Origin of the sequence: Muriicola sp. E247, from assembly GCF_041358175.1 — a bacterium.
In the GTDB taxonomy this organism is placed as follows: domain Bacteria; phylum Bacteroidota; class Bacteroidia; order Flavobacteriales; family Flavobacteriaceae; genus Muriicola.
Genome location: NZ_JBGKBE010000002.1, coordinates 257,994 through 273,679, shown reverse-complemented (window position 1 = coordinate 273,679; position 15,686 = coordinate 257,994). Strand labels below are relative to the sequence as shown.

The 15,686-nt window shown below is 42.5% G+C and carries 16 protein-coding genes; 2 read left to right on the top strand and 14 right to left on the bottom strand.

Going from position 1 to position 15,686, the window contains the following annotated elements; genetic code table 11:
- Positions 1–64: 64 nt before the first annotated feature.
- The 10 genes from ACA086_RS04865 to ACA086_RS04820 all read right to left on the bottom strand — a co-directional run bounded on the left by ACA086_RS04865 (position 65) and on the right by ACA086_RS04820 (position 8,278).
- Positions 65–655, bottom strand: a complete 591-nt coding sequence (locus ACA086_RS04865) for a hypothetical protein (protein WP_371002222.1) — start codon at positions 653–655, stop codon at positions 65–67.
- Between the two features lie 10 nt (positions 656–665).
- Positions 666–1,154: an RNA polymerase sigma factor gene (locus tag ACA086_RS04860; RefSeq protein WP_371002221.1), complete on the bottom strand. Its 489-nt coding sequence runs from the start codon at positions 1,152–1,154 to the stop codon at positions 666–668.
- Positions 1,155–1,305: 151 nt separating this feature from the next.
- Positions 1,306–2,403 carry an amidohydrolase family protein gene (locus ACA086_RS04855; RefSeq protein WP_371002220.1) on the bottom strand — a complete coding sequence of 366 codons (1,098 nt, stop codon included), beginning with the start codon at positions 2,401–2,403 and terminating at the stop codon, positions 1,306–1,308.
- Positions 2,400–3,005: an NTP transferase domain-containing protein gene (locus ACA086_RS04850; protein ID WP_371002219.1), complete on the bottom strand. Its 606-nt coding sequence runs from the start codon at positions 3,003–3,005 to the stop codon at positions 2,400–2,402. Before ACA086_RS04850 ends, ACA086_RS04855 begins: the two co-directional genes overlap by 4 nt.
- On the bottom strand, positions 3,002–4,021 hold the full coding sequence (locus ACA086_RS04845) for an XdhC family protein (protein WP_371002218.1): 1,020 nt from the start codon (positions 4,019–4,021) through the stop codon (positions 3,002–3,004). Before ACA086_RS04845 ends, ACA086_RS04850 begins: the two co-directional genes overlap by 4 nt.
- Positions 4,018–5,223: a molybdopterin molybdotransferase MoeA gene (locus ACA086_RS04840; protein WP_371002217.1), complete on the bottom strand. Its 1,206-nt coding sequence runs from the start codon at positions 5,221–5,223 to the stop codon at positions 4,018–4,020. The genes ACA086_RS04845 and ACA086_RS04840 overlap by 4 nt, the downstream gene beginning before the upstream one ends.
- Before the next feature lie 60 nt (positions 5,224–5,283).
- Positions 5,284–6,390, bottom strand: coding sequence for a ThiF family adenylyltransferase (locus ACA086_RS04835; RefSeq protein WP_371002216.1), 1,107 nt, complete (start codon positions 6,388–6,390; stop codon positions 5,284–5,286).
- Positions 6,387–7,007 (bottom strand): NTP transferase domain-containing protein, encoded by a 621-nt coding sequence (locus tag ACA086_RS04830; protein ID WP_371002215.1) that lies wholly within the window; start codon positions 7,005–7,007, stop codon positions 6,387–6,389. The genes ACA086_RS04835 and ACA086_RS04830 overlap by 4 nt, the downstream gene beginning before the upstream one ends.
- A gap of 20 nt (positions 7,008–7,027) precedes the next feature.
- Positions 7,028–8,011, bottom strand: a complete 984-nt coding sequence (gene moaA / locus ACA086_RS04825) for a GTP 3',8-cyclase MoaA (protein WP_371002214.1) — start codon at positions 8,009–8,011, stop codon at positions 7,028–7,030.
- Between the two features lie 21 nt (positions 8,012–8,032).
- Positions 8,033–8,278 carry a MoaD/ThiS family protein gene (locus ACA086_RS04820; protein WP_371002213.1) on the bottom strand — a complete coding sequence of 82 codons (246 nt, stop codon included), beginning with the start codon at positions 8,276–8,278 and terminating at the stop codon, positions 8,033–8,035.
- 198 nt (positions 8,279–8,476) lie between these two features.
- On the opposite strand from ACA086_RS04820, the gene ACA086_RS04815 reads away from it, so the two are divergent.
- Entirely contained in the window at positions 8,477–9,568 is a 1,092-nt protein-coding gene (locus ACA086_RS04815; protein ID WP_371002212.1) for a VWA domain-containing protein, read from the top strand.
- Positions 9,569–9,937: 369 nt separating this feature from the next.
- Here the strand turns inward: ACA086_RS04815 and ACA086_RS04810 are convergent, their stop codons facing one another.
- From ACA086_RS04810 to ACA086_RS04795, 4 genes are all read right to left on the bottom strand, one after another.
- The gene (locus ACA086_RS04810) at positions 9,938–11,437 is read right to left on the bottom strand and encodes a M14 family zinc carboxypeptidase (RefSeq protein ID WP_371002211.1); all 1,500 of its coding nucleotides are present in this window, start codon (positions 11,435–11,437) and stop codon (positions 9,938–9,940) included.
- Position 11,438: 1 nt separating this feature from the next.
- Positions 11,439–12,068, bottom strand: a complete 630-nt coding sequence (locus ACA086_RS04805; RefSeq protein WP_371002474.1) for a peptidoglycan recognition family protein — start codon at positions 12,066–12,068, stop codon at positions 11,439–11,441.
- A gap of 63 nt (positions 12,069–12,131) precedes the next feature.
- Entirely contained in the window at positions 12,132–12,548 is a 417-nt protein-coding gene (locus ACA086_RS04800; protein WP_371002210.1) for a 3D domain-containing protein, read from the bottom strand.
- Positions 12,549–12,555: 7 nt separating this feature from the next.
- The gene (locus ACA086_RS04795; protein ID WP_371002209.1) at positions 12,556–14,076 is read right to left on the bottom strand and encodes an FG-GAP-like repeat-containing protein; all 1,521 of its coding nucleotides are present in this window, start codon (positions 14,074–14,076) and stop codon (positions 12,556–12,558) included.
- 161 nt (positions 14,077–14,237) lie between these two features.
- Between ACA086_RS04795 and ACA086_RS04790 the strand changes: the two genes are divergently transcribed.
- Positions 14,238–15,569 (top strand): serine hydrolase domain-containing protein, encoded by a 1,332-nt coding sequence (locus tag ACA086_RS04790; protein WP_371002208.1) that lies wholly within the window; start codon positions 14,238–14,240, stop codon positions 15,567–15,569.
- Positions 15,570–15,686: the final 117 nt, after the last annotated feature.

Genomic DNA, 15,686 nt, shown 5'->3' with positions numbered 1-15,686 from the left:
AGCATATATTAATAAACAAAAAAAACCTCCCGGATTGGGAGGTGCTGGTTATGTGGTTAATCGACTATTCTATTTCTTTAAGAATATTTTCTGCTGAGTTTGTGATACTCTTGTAGCATCCATATCCCCAGCGGGCAAAAACTATCAGGAATATTGCCATGATTGGGATATAGATGTACCATAAGCCGGCCTCCTGAAATAGATCCTTATTCTTTCCCAAAATCTTTGCTGCAACAGGCAAGATGGTGATCATTAGTAGAAAGCTAAGGTATATTCCTGCTCTCTGTAGAAATAGTACTCGTTTTTTAGCCCTTTCAAAACTTACAAGTGTTTGTTTCATATCGCTTCCGGCAATATTGATATTTTGTATCTTTTGAAGCGACTGCAATGTCAATACAGGTAAAACGATAAGGAAAAGGACGGTAAATGCACCACATAATTGCAAATACCAGGTATCGAGGAGCCTGAACTGGGCAATGATGTAAATGGCTGCTCCAAAGCAGATTACAGCGCCTATGGTCTCATAGGTAGAGATTTTCCTGAATTTGTTTACGTATTTTGTCTGTGTCATATCCATGATTAAGTTTTTATTTAGTTTTTTTTGCGATTCGAGTTCCTCACTAATCTGAGTCCAAAGCTTTTCCAGTTCTTCCATTTCCATAAGTTTAACCTTTAGTTAATTCTGATTTTAATTTTGTTTTTATCCTCGAGATGCGGGTGCCTACATTAGTGACAGAGAGCCCGGTAATCTCCGCAATATCTTCGTGTTTCTTCCCTTCCAGAGCTAAGAGTATGATTCCTTTTTCGAGAATATTCAATTTCCCAATTTCCTTGTGCAGGCGTTTCATTCGCTCTTCCATGATGCCGTCAGTAAGATCCATACCCGGCAAATCGATGGTTTCGATTGATGAAGTCCTGGGTTGACGTTTATTTGAATTCAACTGCTTTATCGCCGTATTTAAGGCCACCCTGTACATCCAGGTGCTAATCTTCGACTTTTTGGCAAATGTGTCGAACGATTTCCAGAGCTGATATACAATTTCCTGATACAGGTCTTTCTGATCCTGTTTTTGGTCGGCGTACATGGCTGATACCTTAAAGATCAGCGCCTGGTGTTCTCTTATAAGTTCAATGAAATGATCTTCTTTGGGCATTTGCACGACATCCTTTGGGTTATTAGTACATCAAGGGATTAAAAAATCACAGAAATGCCTAAATATTTTTTAGCATCCCCTAATTCTGTCGAAATTAGGGATTTAGTAATCCCCCATAGATATTGGATAGTCTGATAAATCAACCTTTAGGTCAGTCCTCGGGAAACAGATCGGGATCGAGAGATGGAATCACCTTAATGGCATTCTTGTAATACACTTTTCTAAGTACATCATCGGGCAGGTCTAAGCCGTACATGGCCCAGAATGCATGATATTTTTTGTAGTAAGGAAAATACTCATCATCACTTTCAAGAACCCTGAAATAGGTTGGGAACTCTGCGGGTTGCCAACTGTCCTTGCCAAAAAGTATTCTGTCCTGATATTTAATAAAAAAGGCCCTGGCATTCCGGGGTTGTCTTCCCAGTTCAGCTATGATGGCACCAATGCCCACATACATATTGGGTATATCTTCCATCAATTCGCCTAATTTTCCCAGGTTATTGGCAAACCAGCCCATATGGGCATTGATAAAAGTAGTATTCGGATGTTTTTTGAAAACATTGTGTTGTTCTGCGATTATCTGATCCCATGGGGCAGGGTCGGTTGCACCTCTTTTTCTTCCCGGCCGGGTTTTTAGTTCCAGCCATCGTTCATTATTGGCGTCCATGGGATCCCAAAACGACTTAGGGTCTGCAGAGTGGATCAAAACAGGAATATTCAATTCCCCGCATTTTGCCCAGATGGGATCCAATCTAGGATCATTCACGGCAATTCGGTTTCCATTTACATCCTTGTTTCTCAAGCCCAGGCTCTTGTATATCTTAAGTCCTTTGGCCCCATTGGCTACATCTGCTTCAAGTTGTTTTGCAGCGTTTTCGCCCCATCCCGGGCGTCCTACTTCATCAAAATTGACATTGGCAAAGACTACGAACCGGTTGGGATAATTTTCCCTGATGTTCTCTGATATCTTTATGATATTTTCGCCAGAACGCCCGCTGAGATTGACCATCACCGCCATATTCATCTGGTCCATATGCCCTATCAATTCCGAGAGGTCTTGTGTTGCCATCCTGAATTGATGGCTGTGAATATCTACAAAGGGGTATTTTGCTTTGGTAATCTCTTCGCCCGGGACAACCAGCGTTGAAGTAGGATTGTATTCTTCAAATCCCATCTCCGGGGATCCGGTATCTTGAGCACATAAAGAAATTGAAACCAGGGAAAACAAACAGAAAAGGATATTTTTCATAAATCAGATTGAGTATTTATTGTTTTTAAAGATATGTAGTCTTCATGAGTATCAAGGTCTATCGTTATTTTTCCTGCCTCCAGACCATAGGAATCATCTCTGTGGATCTCTATAATACCCCCGGCCCCACTGTCTCCACTAAGTCCTTGCAATTTTTTAAAGTACTTATTGCTAAATATTGCAGGAACCCCCAGCTTTTTACCGTAATCAGAGCATATAATACCCTCATTGCCTTTCTTAAAGTGATGAATGAGTTTCTTCAGGTAATCTGCATTTATAAAAGGCTGATCTGCGAGCATAATCAGAATACCATCAGGCAATGATGCAGAAGTAAGTATATGAGAAACCCCTGTGCGAATAGAGGAGCCCAATCCCTCTTCCCACTCAGAATTAACAACAATCTGACAAGGCATAGAATCAAGGCTAGCTTTGATCGTCTTGGCTTTGGCACCCAGGATCACCAGAATTTCTTCCAGGCCGGATTCATGGACAGTTGATACGGCGTTTCCTAGGAGGGTAGAATTACCCCAGGGTAGTAATTGTTTGGTTCTTCCCATCCGGGATGAAGACCCTGCTGCCAATATGAGGGCGGCTATTTTCATGTTGACGGACTGTGGATGGCCCCTTTCTTGTCCTTTAGTTTCACGGGAGTACGTTCCCGATGTACCATCAAAACTTCAGAGAGAATAGAAATGGCAATTTCCTGAGGTGTTACGGCCCCGATGTCGATTCCCGCAGGACCATGGATAGATTCCATAAAATCATCCTCCACATCCGGAGCGTGTTCCAGCAAGGCGTTCAAAAGGTCTTCCCGCCTCTTGTAGGGGCCCAGAATTCCGATATAAAATGGGGTGGTTTTTTGTAATCTGATCAAATACTGCAGATCTTTAGAATAGCTGTGGTTCATCAGTATTACCGCTGAATTACTGTCTACCCTTTCGGATGGGAAAACTTCAGGGAGTACGGGAAGGAATTCTGCTGCTCCCGGGAAATTCGCCAGTATTTTCTCCTCACTCGGATTCGCTACCACAACTACCTCCATCCCTAATTGGGAAGCAGAGGCCGATAAGGTCACTGCATCGTGTTCAGATCCAACAATAAACAATTGTATGGAAGGATGTAAGGCCTGGGAGAATCTGGTGAGTGACGAATCTGGTTGCTGGCTGCTATTTAAAGGATATGGCTGCCCGTTGAGCTCGATCACACTTCCAAAATTCCTGTTCACTTCTTCATTTTGAACAAAAAACGAATCCATAGAGAATATCGCCCTATTTTTCACCACATTCCCGAACGCTTTCAGTACTTCCTCGGTAGGACTAAAAGGTTCGAGCAGGATATACAGTATTCCCTCACAACCAAGGCGAAATCTTCCGTCATAGGTCATTATCCTTGCTTCTCCTGAGGAAAACACCTCGGTGGCCTGGCGGATTATTTCTTTTTCAACACAGCCACCACTTACCGCTCCTTCAGTAATGCCGTTATCCAGAATGAGCATCCTTACCCCCGGTTTCCGATAGGATGATCCTTCCAGGGCAACAACAGTGGCCAAAACTGCTTTAATATCAGCTTTTTTAGTGACCTGGTATACTTCAAAGATTTTTTTTAGTTCATGCGTCATATTCCTAAAATATGTTTTGTCGCGAGAAAGGGAACCAAACTTCCCTTCCTGAAGGATTCCACTTCGGGATCCAGAATTACAAATCCTGAAATTCTAGTCAGATAAACAAGATCCCCTGAGCCGGTATTCTCAATTGCATAGGCATATAGACATCCATCCTCCATGGATAACTCCACGCCTTTAAAAATAGTAAGATTAGTACGATTTTCGTGATTTTCAGCCAATTTTACCATCCGAGTCACCTGCTTAATTCCTGCTGAAACATAGAACCAGGGTAAGAAATACAGATGAAAATTAACAAAGGTGGAAACCGGATTTCCCGGAAAAGAGAAAACGATACAGGATTTCTCCTTCTTTAGCCCGAACCAGAACGGTTTTCCCGGTCTCTGTGCTACCCTATGAAAAATTGGATTAACACCTAATTCCTTAAATACCTGCGGAAGAAAATCGAATTTGCCTTTGGATACACCCCCACTCAGAATGAGAATGTCCATTTCATCTATAAGATAATCGAGTTTTTGACGCAGCAGATCCATATCATCGGGGATATGCAATCGCAATGGCTTAATCTTTAACTGCTGTAACAATCCGACCAGACTGTGCGAATTTGAGCTCCTGATCTGATGTAGCAAGGGCAAATTCTCAACTTCTACCAGTTCATTCCCGGTGGAAATGATTGCCACCTTTGGAAGTTTTCTGACACAAACCTCACTCTTTCCTACCGTTGCCAGGACACCTATTTCTGCCGCTGTAATCACACAGTTTTTGAATAGTACGATTTCACCCTTTTTATGATCACTCCCTTTTCTATGGATATTTTGTCCCTGATGTGGAATTTTAGTAATTGTTGCGATGTCATCTTTGATTTCGACCTCCTCGTACATCACTACCGTATCTGTTTCATAAGGGACGACCGCTCCTGTCATAATTTCAATACAGGATTCGGATTCCACAAAGGGTATAGGAGGTTCTCCTGCTGGCAATGTCCCTGCGATTTCAAAGGAGAGTCGGCCATTTTCTACCGCCTTGAAGTCAATTGCAATGCCGTCTTTTGTAGATCGGTTAAAAGGAGGAAAATCGCGGTCGGCAAATACATCTTCTGCCAGGATTCTGTGAAGGGAAGCTGATAGAGGTACCGTTTCAGTCCCAAAGTTCCTTTGCTGATCTAAAACGAGTTGACGGGCATCTTTAAATGAGATCATATAAAAATAGGCAATTGCATATGCATTAAATGAGCACGAACCATGTAAAAAGACAATTTTTTAGGGAAGGTCTGATTCATCTCTCTTGGTGATATTCTCCAGTCCGTTCTTCATGGCTTCTATTCCGCCTTTTACCGAGTACAGGTTTCGATCAGGTAGCAGGGGTAATAATTTTCGTACCGCATCCTTACTCCTTTTCCCCGATTGACAGATAAAAAATATTGTTTGATGGTCAGTAAATTCATCAACAGAATCTGCCAGTAATTGCATAGGAATGTGCTTTGCTTTCTCTATGGGATTCATTCGAAGTTCCTCCGTGGAACGAACATCGATAAGTGAAATCTTAGGGGAGTCTCTCGAAATCTCCTGAAGCATTCTTTTAAAACTCACTTCAGGGATGGAATCACATACAGGCTGATTATAATTGCTTTCCAGCTGGGTCCGATCCTTATTTTTTACTACCGCAGGAAACTTAACCTTCCGAATAGATTGGTCAAACCCATTATATAACATCAATATTCCGCTTAAAACACCTGGCATATCCGTGATCACTTTTACCGCTTCCAGCGCCTGAAAACTTCCAATGATTCCCGGAATCACTCCGAGCACCCCGTTCGTATTGCAATCGGGTATATTATCTTTTTCGGGCAGGGATGGAAAAAGGCAGCGATAGGTAGGCCCTTCCTTGTAATTAAATACACTGACCTGCCCTTCGAAACCATAGATGGCGCCGGAAACAAAGGGTTTATTTAAAATTACACAGGCATCGTTAATGAGGTATCTGGTGGGAAAATTATCAGAGGCATCAACAACAAGATCATAGTCTGAAATAATTTCAAGGGCATTGGTTCGGGTTAAAAAGGTATCGTGACAGATCAATTCAGTTTCCGAGTTCATTTCGCGTAACTTTTCTTCTGCAACCTGAATCTTTGACTTGCCAAGATCCGATTCGGTGTAGAGCACCTGTCTTTGCAAATTGGACCATTCCACCACATCCTGTTCTACCATTCCCAGGCAGCCCACTCCCATTGCATTGAGATACTGCAGCACAGGTATTCCGAGTCCGCCTACCCCAACAACCAGCACTCTGGCCTGCCTGAGTGCCTGCTGTTTATCCGGGCCAAAATCTTTAAGGCTGGTTTGTCTGATGTAGCGATTTTGTTTCATTTTGAATCGAGAACTTCTTTGATCCTTTTATAATCTTCCATAGAATTGGCATTGGCAAGTACCTGATCGTTCTCAGCGAATACCAAATTAATATCTGAATTTAGAAGGAATTTACGCGGGCAGCTTGAGTTGGCGGTATTTAAATATTCTCTCGCCTTTGCGAGTCCTGCAGGTTCCCAGATAGCTGCCAGGGGTTCGGGAAGTCCACTGACCTTTGTGGCCAGTGCAGTTGCATCCTTTGAAGGGTCTCTTGAATCAAGCAGCTTTTTGAGGGTATCCAGATCCATCAGGGGAAGATCACATGCCAAGACGAGCCAGGCAATTCTGGGATGGGTGGCATGAGCACTTAAGATCCCGTTAAACGGTCCTGCAAATTCATTTCTGTCTAGAATTGTTTCCATTTCCGAAGGGAGGTCTTTTTGTTGATCGGAGCGTAAACTGATAAACGCCCGGGGGCAGATTTTCCGGGCTAAATCATACATTACTTTCTGCTGAGATTCCCCGTGATATGATAACAGGGCTTTGTCTGTACCCATTCTGCTGCTTTTCCCTCCGGTTAATACCAAGCCGTAAACCGCTGTATTTTGAGCTAGATGATATGAAGATAAATTTGTCAATGTAAGTGGGTTTTAATGGGCTAGCCTCCAATGGAAGTCATAGAATTCTCAAATACACCCTGGTGTTCTCTTTGAGCATCAAAGCCTGTTTTCGCACGTTGACCTATTACTTTTTCAATTGAGGTACGCAGGTGCATTTCGGGATTTTCGCCCCGAAGGATATCCCTGACATTCATTTTTGGTTTTCCGTATAGGCAGGTGATAACATCTCCGGTTGCCGTTATTCGCAAGCGATTACAGCTCCCGCAGAAGGTTCTGCTAAAAGATGGGATGATCCCAAAAGTACCTGTATGCCCGGGTATTTTATAATTAATGGAGGTAGAAGTTTTTGGCGATTCCAGTTTTTCCAGGTCGGGATAATGCGATTTTATATAGTCGAGTATCTTTTTATAATTCCATGTTATTGTTTCGAAATTCTTACTTCCCCCATTAAAAGGCATTTCTTCCAAAAAACGCACAGAGACCGGATAATGTTCCTGTAGTTTCAGGATAGGAATCACATCCTGGACATTCTGATTATCAAGAACGATGAAATTGATCCTAAGGTTAAACCCCTCTTCTATCATGGTCATCAGATTTCCAAAAACGGTGTCGTATTGATCCCTTCTGGTGATCTTTTCAAAGGTATCTCTGTTAATTGCATCCAGACTCAGATTGATATTGGTTATCCCCAAGGCCTTCAATTCATGAATATGAGGCCCAATCAGCGTGGCATTGGTCGTCATAGACAATTCTTTGATTCCTTTCAGCGAAGAAAGATATCTCAGTAATTCCATTAGGTCCTTCCGAACGAAAGGTTCTCCCCCCGTAATCCTGATTTTATCAATCCCCTGATCTACCATTGTATTCGCCAGCAGTTTAAGCTCATCAATGCTGAGAAGATTTTTATTCTTCGCGAACTTGATCCCTTCAGAGGGCATGCAGTAATGGCACCTCAGGTTACACCGGTCTGTGACGGCTAATCTCAGGTAGTTGATTTTTCTGTTATGATTGTCTATCAGCATATTTTTCTCAGGTCTTTTCCATCATCCGCCACTAACAGGTGGGATCAGGGCGATCTCATCCGATTCTCCGATTGGCGTACCGTCCGTGGCGTATTCATTATTGACTGCAACCGCAATTGAAGTGATATTTTTTAATTCCGGAAATTGCCCGAAAACAAATTGTTTGAGCTTATCAACAGATGAAATTGAAGTCGCTTTTTCCCTGGGCACTTCTATGGAAGAAGCTCCAACAATATCCCGCGTCAGCCCGAATAATAGAATCGTCATTTTACACTATGGTTTCTTTAAACAAGGTATCAAAAAATATAGATTCAAGTAAATTCTTTAACACTAATGTTCTACATTCTTTTTACATAAACATCAGCCCTGAAAATTTAAAGATTTGTGAAAATAAAAAAAGCTGAACTTAAAATATACTGAAATGGATAATACTGCGTTCTGGAGGTTGAACCTAAAATTTGGAAAATGAAAACCTGTATAAAATTCCTCTCACTAGCAATATTAATCTTCTCAGCAGCCTCCTGTGGCAATGCAGATGACGATGTTGCTTTTGACATAAATACCAATGGAGATCTGGGAATAGGAAAACCCGTAGATAACTGTCTTGATCTTGGTGAAAATGATCTGATCCTGTCTATACAGGACAAATTCACCACCCTCCCCGGGAAGGTATCCGTTTTTTTTAAGGTATCCGATTCTTCGGGGAATCCCGTCTCAGGCTTAACAGCAGATCAATTTACAATTTACGAACAGGGTAGAAATGATGATTGTTTTAATACGATCTCGACGTCAGAATCCTTTGCCCGGATATCTCCCAACTCCCAGATTTTTAACAATAATACGCTCTTAGTACTCGATTTGAGTAACAGTGTATTGAGCAACAGCCTGAACGAATTAAAATCGGCTTCGGTGAGTTTTGTCAACAATGTAATGCCTGCAACAACTGAAGACAGTTTTAAGATGGCTATTTACTGGTTCGACGGGGAAGACGAACTGCATTTGCTTCAACCACTTACTTCCATAAAAGATGAGTTGACCCTGGCCATTGAAGGGATTACAGCGGATATCAGTAACGACCCCTCTACTGATCTCTATGGTGCTGTTATAAAATCTACTGACATTGCTGAAGGACTTCTGGCTGACGCCAGGGCTAATTCAACCATCAGTGCTGCCTCCGTGGTGATATTTACCGATGGTACAGACCAGGCTTCGAGGTATTCAGAATCGGATGCTCTTTCAAAAGTCAGGGATGCCGATCTCAATATTTCATTTTTCACCATTGGCTTAGGGGGCGAAATTGATGCCGAGGTACTGGACGAGATCGGACGAACATTTAGTGTGTTTGCGGGAAATAAAGAAGAACTCGAAACTACTTTTAATGACATTTCCTTCAGGGTATCTGAAAGGGCCAATAGTTTTTACCTCTTTGAATACTGTACGCCCAAACGGGATGGCAGCGGCACCAATAACCTCGCCATACAGGTTACGGACGGATCGAGACAGGGGGCAGTGCAAACCGACTTTAGTGCGAATGGATTTACTGGTGGATGCCAGTAAACTAAAGCTTTGATACATATTTAAAGGAGGGTCATTTCGACCCTCCTTTTTCTTTTACCCTGCTATAAAGTAGGGTTTTTGGCATCATCCTTGTTATATACATAGCAACCCAAGTATAAATCGCGATTAACATACATCCTAAAAACTGAATCAAATTGTTTAATGTAAAAAAGAGAAATCATGGATGTTATCAACGAAATTATCAGTCAGAGTGCCTTAGGCAACCTTTCAAAAGGATATAAAAGCCTGGTATTGTCAGTTTTCACTTCAATAGTGGTGACCCTTTTCGTGATGTTAATTGCTATAATCGTTAACAGCAGTCAGTTACACTTCAGCTTCGGATATTAATATCCGCCCTGGTAATTGAGTTTAACGGTAAATCATCGCGTTTTTGCGTCCCCATTGTTCTGAAAACTCCGGTGCCCCCTCAGTGAGGTTTATTAAAAACCCATTGACGACGGCAAACTTATAATCCCCATCCTTCTGCAAGAGAAAGGTGGGGTTTTTTCCTGCTTCCAGAGCAAATTCAGGAAGTTCGAAATTCTCACTTAAAATATGGATGGGAGAAGGGGAAAACAAAGCATCCTCCGGAATATTCTTTACCCGAATATAAGTGTAGCCCTCTTTTAATAATTCTTTCATGCCCACGGCATATTCTTCTATATCCGACATCTCATTAAAGACTTCAGGATATACCTTACCGGGAACCAGTTTATATCCATCGGCTTCAAAGGTCGTATACCCATAATAGGTAGAAAGATCACCCTGATCGATAACCCGACTACTAAACCAGTAATCCTTGTTCCCTTCGAGGTCGACTTCCAGCTGGTTGATTCCAATGTCGAGGATATAAGGCTTCCCTAACAATTCATAAGTAACCTCCACAATCTTTAAGTCGAATAACTTCCGGTCATTTTGAGGTATTTTCTCATACTCTTCCAGACGGATGTCCTTATAATTTCCTTTCGCAATGGTGTAAATAGCTGATAAAATAGAAACGTAATTTAGCTTCCTGATCTCTTGTTTTTCCCTGTCACTTGCATATCCCCCGGATTCTATAAGGATGGTGTTGGTTCCCCACTTTTGTATGTTGTCACCAAAGGCTCTGGGTTCAAAGTCGTCATTATACCTGCCCACCTGTCCCGGGGCATAGGTCTGGATGATGTTGTTCATAAACACGATGATCTTCATTGCATTTCCACGTCCTTCATTTATGTCCTTTTCATAGTTAAAGGCCGGGGCCAGGTAGGAGATAGTGGCTGGTTTATCAGTGCGCTCTGCATTGTAATAAGTACTCTGATCGTGCAGATTAAAGCCAAAATCGGCATCGAGACTATCCCGAACCCGTTTTAAGGTCTGCCCTTCAGGCGACTGTAATCTCAGGGCATCCCGATTGATATCAATCCCCAGTTTGTTCTCCCTTTTAAATACTTCTGCCCCATCCGGATTGAGCATCGGCAGGAAATGGAGAGTAAGGCTGTTGAGGATTTCCGACTTTTCCTCTGTAAAATCATCACTTTTAAAAAAATTGAGAATATCAAAAATGGCCTGAGTAGCCGTGGGCTCATTCCCGTGCATCTGAGACCAGAGGAAAACATTCGTTGGCCCCTGCCCTATGCTGATGAGATTCAGGTCCCTGCCTTCTATGGATTCTCCTACCTTGTTGATAGTGACACCGCTATCGTTCCGGTGTTCAGAGATCAGGGCCTGGACATCCTCGTGCTTTATCCTTCTCTTATCCAGTTGTAATTCCTTGTAATTCTCATAGGAATCATAAAGGGAGGAAGTAATATTTGAAGTAGTTACTGCTTTTTCTTCTTTGCACCCGCAGATTATTAATAGGAGAAGAAGTAATTTTAAATATTTCATACTATTGCTTTTGTGGCAGGGGTTTAAAATTCAGTTTTTGTGTCGCATCTCTCACCGCCTTCATAAATTCTTCGCCCGGATCATCTTTTTCTGTTCTGTACCCGTCGTCTTTCTCCAGCCAGAGTTCATGGCCTTCAAATTTAGTATATTCATAGTGCCCGATGAGATAATCGATCTCGTATTTATCATAGAGATAATTCACAAGCCAGATGTTCGACATGAGTTGGGCTTCTGTTAAAGGGGTTTCTCGAGTTCCGCCTACGTTTTCAATTCCGATGGCACAGTGGTTCAGGCCAATTACATGACGTCCCATGACTGTTTCGGGCATTAACCTGTAAATCGTACCATCCCTGGCAACCAGAAAATGAGATGATACATTTAAGGTACTCGCGTTTTCCACTATACTCCTCCACCCGGGAATTATGGGATCATTAAAGGCATCAAAGGATCCTTCAAGGGTGGGGATGGCCGTCCAGTGAAGGACAATCATATTTGGGTTGATGTTGATTGAATCGGATTCAATGCCGTATCGCTTCTCTAGGTATTCTTTGGTGAGTTCTATACGTTGGGAGTCAAAGATGATAGGCCTGTCAATGATGCGTGAACTGGCACATGAATACAGCATAATCATACTCCAGACCCCGATGAAGACGCTATAAATATTTCTCCAGTTCTTTGTGATCATAGGCGCTAATTATTTCTGATCCTCCTTTAGGATTCCATATTGGATAGTAAGCTTTTTACGTCCCCATTCCCGTGCTTTTTCAACATCGAGTCCCATGTAAATATCGATGCAGTTCTCCCACCTTTTATGCATTTTATCCTTGACCAGATAAATCCCCTCAAACCCTTCTATTTTCACCGGCGTATTATATGTCAGCCCCTTTTTTATAAGATCACGTGATACGGCAATGCATTTCATTCCCGGTCTCAGGGTGTCTCCCCATGCTGCAACATTGGCTAAGGCATTGGTTTGTGATGCCAGTGAATTATAGGCAGTCGCCGTAACTTCCATGCTGTTCCAGCTCCATTTTTCCTTTTCCTCAACACAGGCCGATAACGATAAAGAAAGGAGCATAACCACCATACCGATCTGCAATGCACGAATCATGTCACTTTTATTTCAATTTGTTTTCAAGGATCATCAGGTCTATTGCCTCATTTTTCCATAAATCGGCTAATTGCTGAGGTGCCGGAATAAAAGGGAGTGAAAAACTACTCAGGATGATATCAGTATCCCCATCGGCGTCGACATCCCCTTTATCCATAAGGAACCACTTGGCCTTTAATGAGTCCTCCACGGTATAGGAATCGAATTGAAATGCTTCACTGTCCGTATTATCCAAAAATACAAAAGTTCGTTTAGCTGCATTCTCATAATCGGGAAAGGTTGAAAGCAGACCAAAGTCCATATCCCCATCCTGGTCAAAATCTGAAGCTACCACCCTGGTTGCCCCATTCATGGGATAAAAAAAGACTTCAGTAAAGTTATTCCGGCCATCATTAAGGTGGAGACGCATGCCGTGATAGGGCTTATGTACGTAGGATTTATCGGCGTTATCCCCATGAACGGTCACCAAATCGAGGTCGCCATCCCCCTCATAATCCATTAGTTCAAACCAGCTACTCCCGTAGACCGGATTAAAGCGCAATACTTTTTGAGCTTCAAAGGAAAGATCTTTTTTCTGAAAGAGGATAGTGATCGTTTCATCCCCCTGTGAGGTAAGAGCGATCAGATCCATCAGGCCGTCACCGTCCATATCTTCACTTACTACCCTGATGGTGCCCGGTTGATTTAACAGTGTTTTTTTGTCGTAATAGCCTGCATCATTTTGTATAAATAGGGATAGTTCACCGGTGAGATCACCGAATTCGCTTATCACCATTTCTTCTTGCCCGTCTTTATCGAGATCCTCAACCAGGGTATGTACAGGTCGGTGTAAGGCCTGCTCCAGAATAAGAGTGTCACTTGCCCCTATCCTATACGCCTTTCCTTTTGATAAAGCACTGGGATGAATATTTCCAATGGTCGTAATAAAGGTATTCTCAACGGTCTTCTCATGGGCCACAACCAGACTTTCGAAATTACCTATTGACATTAGTCCGTCTTCAAAACCGTATGACATCAATTCCCCTCCCATATCTCCCATAAGAAGTTTCCCCGACTCCTGCTGAAATTCAAGAAAAGCATAAGAACGCCTGCGAGGGCCTTCAAAAGAAATCAATTCAGGCGTAAACTTACTTAGTTCCCGGTCTTTATGCTGGCTAATTACAGGAGTCAGGGAATCAGGTGCATGTTCGAGGATATAGGCCTTTAAAAGCTGCCAATCTTCCATACTCAGGGTTGGCGTAAGAGGATATATACCAGTTTTAATTACGGCTTCCATCTCTTCATAGGCTAAGCCTTTAAGAGGATCGTATCCGTCTTCACGAATTCCCATCCTGGCTGCCATATCGGGAAGAATAGCTTCTTCCCAAATCCCCTTGGGCAGATCATCCATCTCCGGAGCGATATGACACCTCGCACAGTGCGATTGGTATAGAGCAAGCTGCCGTTCCTGTTTATTGGTATCACAGGAAACAATTGCCATAAAAAAGCCGGGAACTAGAAAAGCAAATTTCTTAAAGAATGGAGTCATAGATTATTATCAATCTGATTATATATACAGGCTAATCATAGCGCTTAATTCCATAATTTAGCTGCCATAATATCGAATCCCGATAAACCTGATGATTTCAAAAATTGATCTGGTTTTGGGCTGATTCGAATATCGGAAAGTTTCAAATAACATGATGTGAAATGAAGAAAAATATTAAATGGCTTGTTATCATTTTATTACTCCTTACAGGAATTGTCGTGTTCTGGCAATATCCAAAATTAAACCTGATCTCGGGATTTGCTGCAAAAAATACGGCCTCAACCCTTTATATTAGTGGGAGAAGCCTAAATTCACTCGAGGCATATGATCATAACGTACCCTTGGTAAAATTAGCCAGCTCCTCGTATGATCAAAAAGAAAAGTCGGCTCTAGCCAATGTATTTGGACTCATGGAACGGGAAGCAATATGCCGTGATGGCCTGGGTTGTGTCCTTACCAACGGCAAAATTGATCCAAGGGTTTACTCACAAATTCCTGCCAGAGATCAAAAGGAAATTACGCTCCCCTACCCTTTTGGCCATCTGCCGCCACAGGATACTCTTTATGAAAATGTGGACTACCCGGCCCTGGAGACAGCACTAGATCATGTGTTTGCAGATACGGTAAAGACCAGAACAGCATTGGTGCTTTATAAGGGGAATCTGATTGCAGAACGCTATGCAGAGGGATTTAATAAAGATACCCCCATCCTGGGCTGGTCGATGACTAAAAGTGTTTTGGCGACGCTATTTGGAATTCTGGAATTCCAGGGAAAAATAAATGTGGAAGATAAGGTTGATCTTCCTTCCTGGAAAAATGATGAAAGGAAGGCGATCAACTTAAATCACCTGCTTCGAATGCAAAGTGGTTTGGCCTGGGATGAGGATTATTCCGGTATATCCGATGTAACCAGGATGTTATTTATGGAATCGAATATGGCAGCTTCACAGGCTGCAAAAGAGAAGATTGCCAATCCCACGGAAATCTGGAATTATTCCTCAGGCACCAGCAACTTACTTTCGGGCCTATTGCGGAATACTTTTACAAACTATCAGAATTACCTCAATTTCCCTTATAAGGCCCTGATTGACAAAATTGGAATGCATTCCATGCTGATAGAGACCGATCTGGCAGGAAATTTTGTAGGTTCTTCCTATGGTTGGGCCAATACACGCGACTGGGCAAAATTTGGCCAACTATATCTTCAAATGGGCGAGTGGAATGGTGAGCAGTTATTTCATCCTGAATGGGTCGCGTATATCACTACACCAACAGTTGAGTCTGACGGGGTTTACGGGGCGCACTTCTGGCTTAATGCGGGGGGTAAATTCCCGGATGTCCCCAGGGATATGTTCTCGGCAAACGGGTACCAGGGGCAACACGTCTTTATAATCCCTTCCAGAGACCTGGTAGTTGTAAGAACAGGCCTTGCCGAGGCTCCGCATTTTGACACCAATACTTTTCTAAGTGAAATTCTGGCGGCAATTCCATAGCGCTGTCTACTCTGATAACAACAATCTGGACCTTCACCACAAATGAAAGCCAGTTGACAACAATATTTGTGGGAGGGAAGAATTCTCCTGTATGTTTACTGTGTAATTAAAAAGGAG

What these genes read in the sequence shown, in the direction of transcription:
- ACA086_RS04815 (WP_371002212.1), top strand. Translation starts at nt 8,477, where the DNA reads ATGAAAACCTGTATAAAATTCCTCTCACTAGCAATATTAATCTTCTCA.
- ACA086_RS04855 (WP_371002220.1), bottom strand. Translation starts at nt 2,403, where the DNA reads ATGAAAAATATCCTTTTCTGTTTGTTTTCCCTGGTTTCAATTTCTTTA.
- ACA086_RS04810 (WP_371002211.1), bottom strand. Translation starts at nt 11,437, where the DNA reads ATGAAATATTTAAAATTACTTCTTCTCCTATTAATAATCTGCGGGTGC.
- ACA086_RS04845 (WP_371002218.1), bottom strand. Translation starts at nt 4,021, where the DNA reads ATGACGCATGAACTAAAAAAAATCTTTGAAGTATACCAGGTCACTAAA.
- ACA086_RS04835 (WP_371002216.1), bottom strand. Translation starts at nt 6,390, where the DNA reads ATGAAACAAAATCGCTACATCAGACAAACCAGCCTTAAAGATTTTGGC.
- ACA086_RS04850 (WP_371002219.1), bottom strand. Translation starts at nt 3,005, where the DNA reads ATGAAAATAGCCGCCCTCATATTGGCAGCAGGGTCTTCATCCCGGATG.
- ACA086_RS04805 (WP_371002474.1), bottom strand. Translation starts at nt 12,068, where the DNA reads ATGATTATGCTGTATTCATGTGCCAGTTCACGCATCATTGACAGGCCT.
- ACA086_RS04820 (WP_371002213.1), bottom strand. Translation starts at nt 8,278, where the DNA reads ATGACGATTCTATTATTCGGGCTGACGCGGGATATTGTTGGAGCTTCT.
- ACA086_RS04840 (WP_371002217.1), bottom strand. Translation starts at nt 5,223, where the DNA reads ATGATCTCATTTAAAGATGCCCGTCAACTCGTTTTAGATCAGCAAAGG.
- moaA (WP_371002214.1), bottom strand. Translation starts at nt 8,011, where the DNA reads ATGCTGATAGACAATCATAACAGAAAAATCAACTACCTGAGATTAGCC.
- ACA086_RS04790 (WP_371002208.1), top strand. Translation starts at nt 14,238, where the DNA reads ATGAAGAAAAATATTAAATGGCTTGTTATCATTTTATTACTCCTTACA.
- ACA086_RS04860 (WP_371002221.1), bottom strand. Translation starts at nt 1,154, where the DNA reads ATGCCCAAAGAAGATCATTTCATTGAACTTATAAGAGAACACCAGGCG.
- ACA086_RS04800 (WP_371002210.1), bottom strand. Translation starts at nt 12,548, where the DNA reads ATGATTCGTGCATTGCAGATCGGTATGGTGGTTATGCTCCTTTCTTTA.
- ACA086_RS04795 (WP_371002209.1), bottom strand. Translation starts at nt 14,076, where the DNA reads ATGACTCCATTCTTTAAGAAATTTGCTTTTCTAGTTCCCGGCTTTTTT.
- ACA086_RS04865 (WP_371002222.1), bottom strand. Translation starts at nt 655, where the DNA reads ATGGAAGAACTGGAAAAGCTTTGGACTCAGATTAGTGAGGAACTCGAA.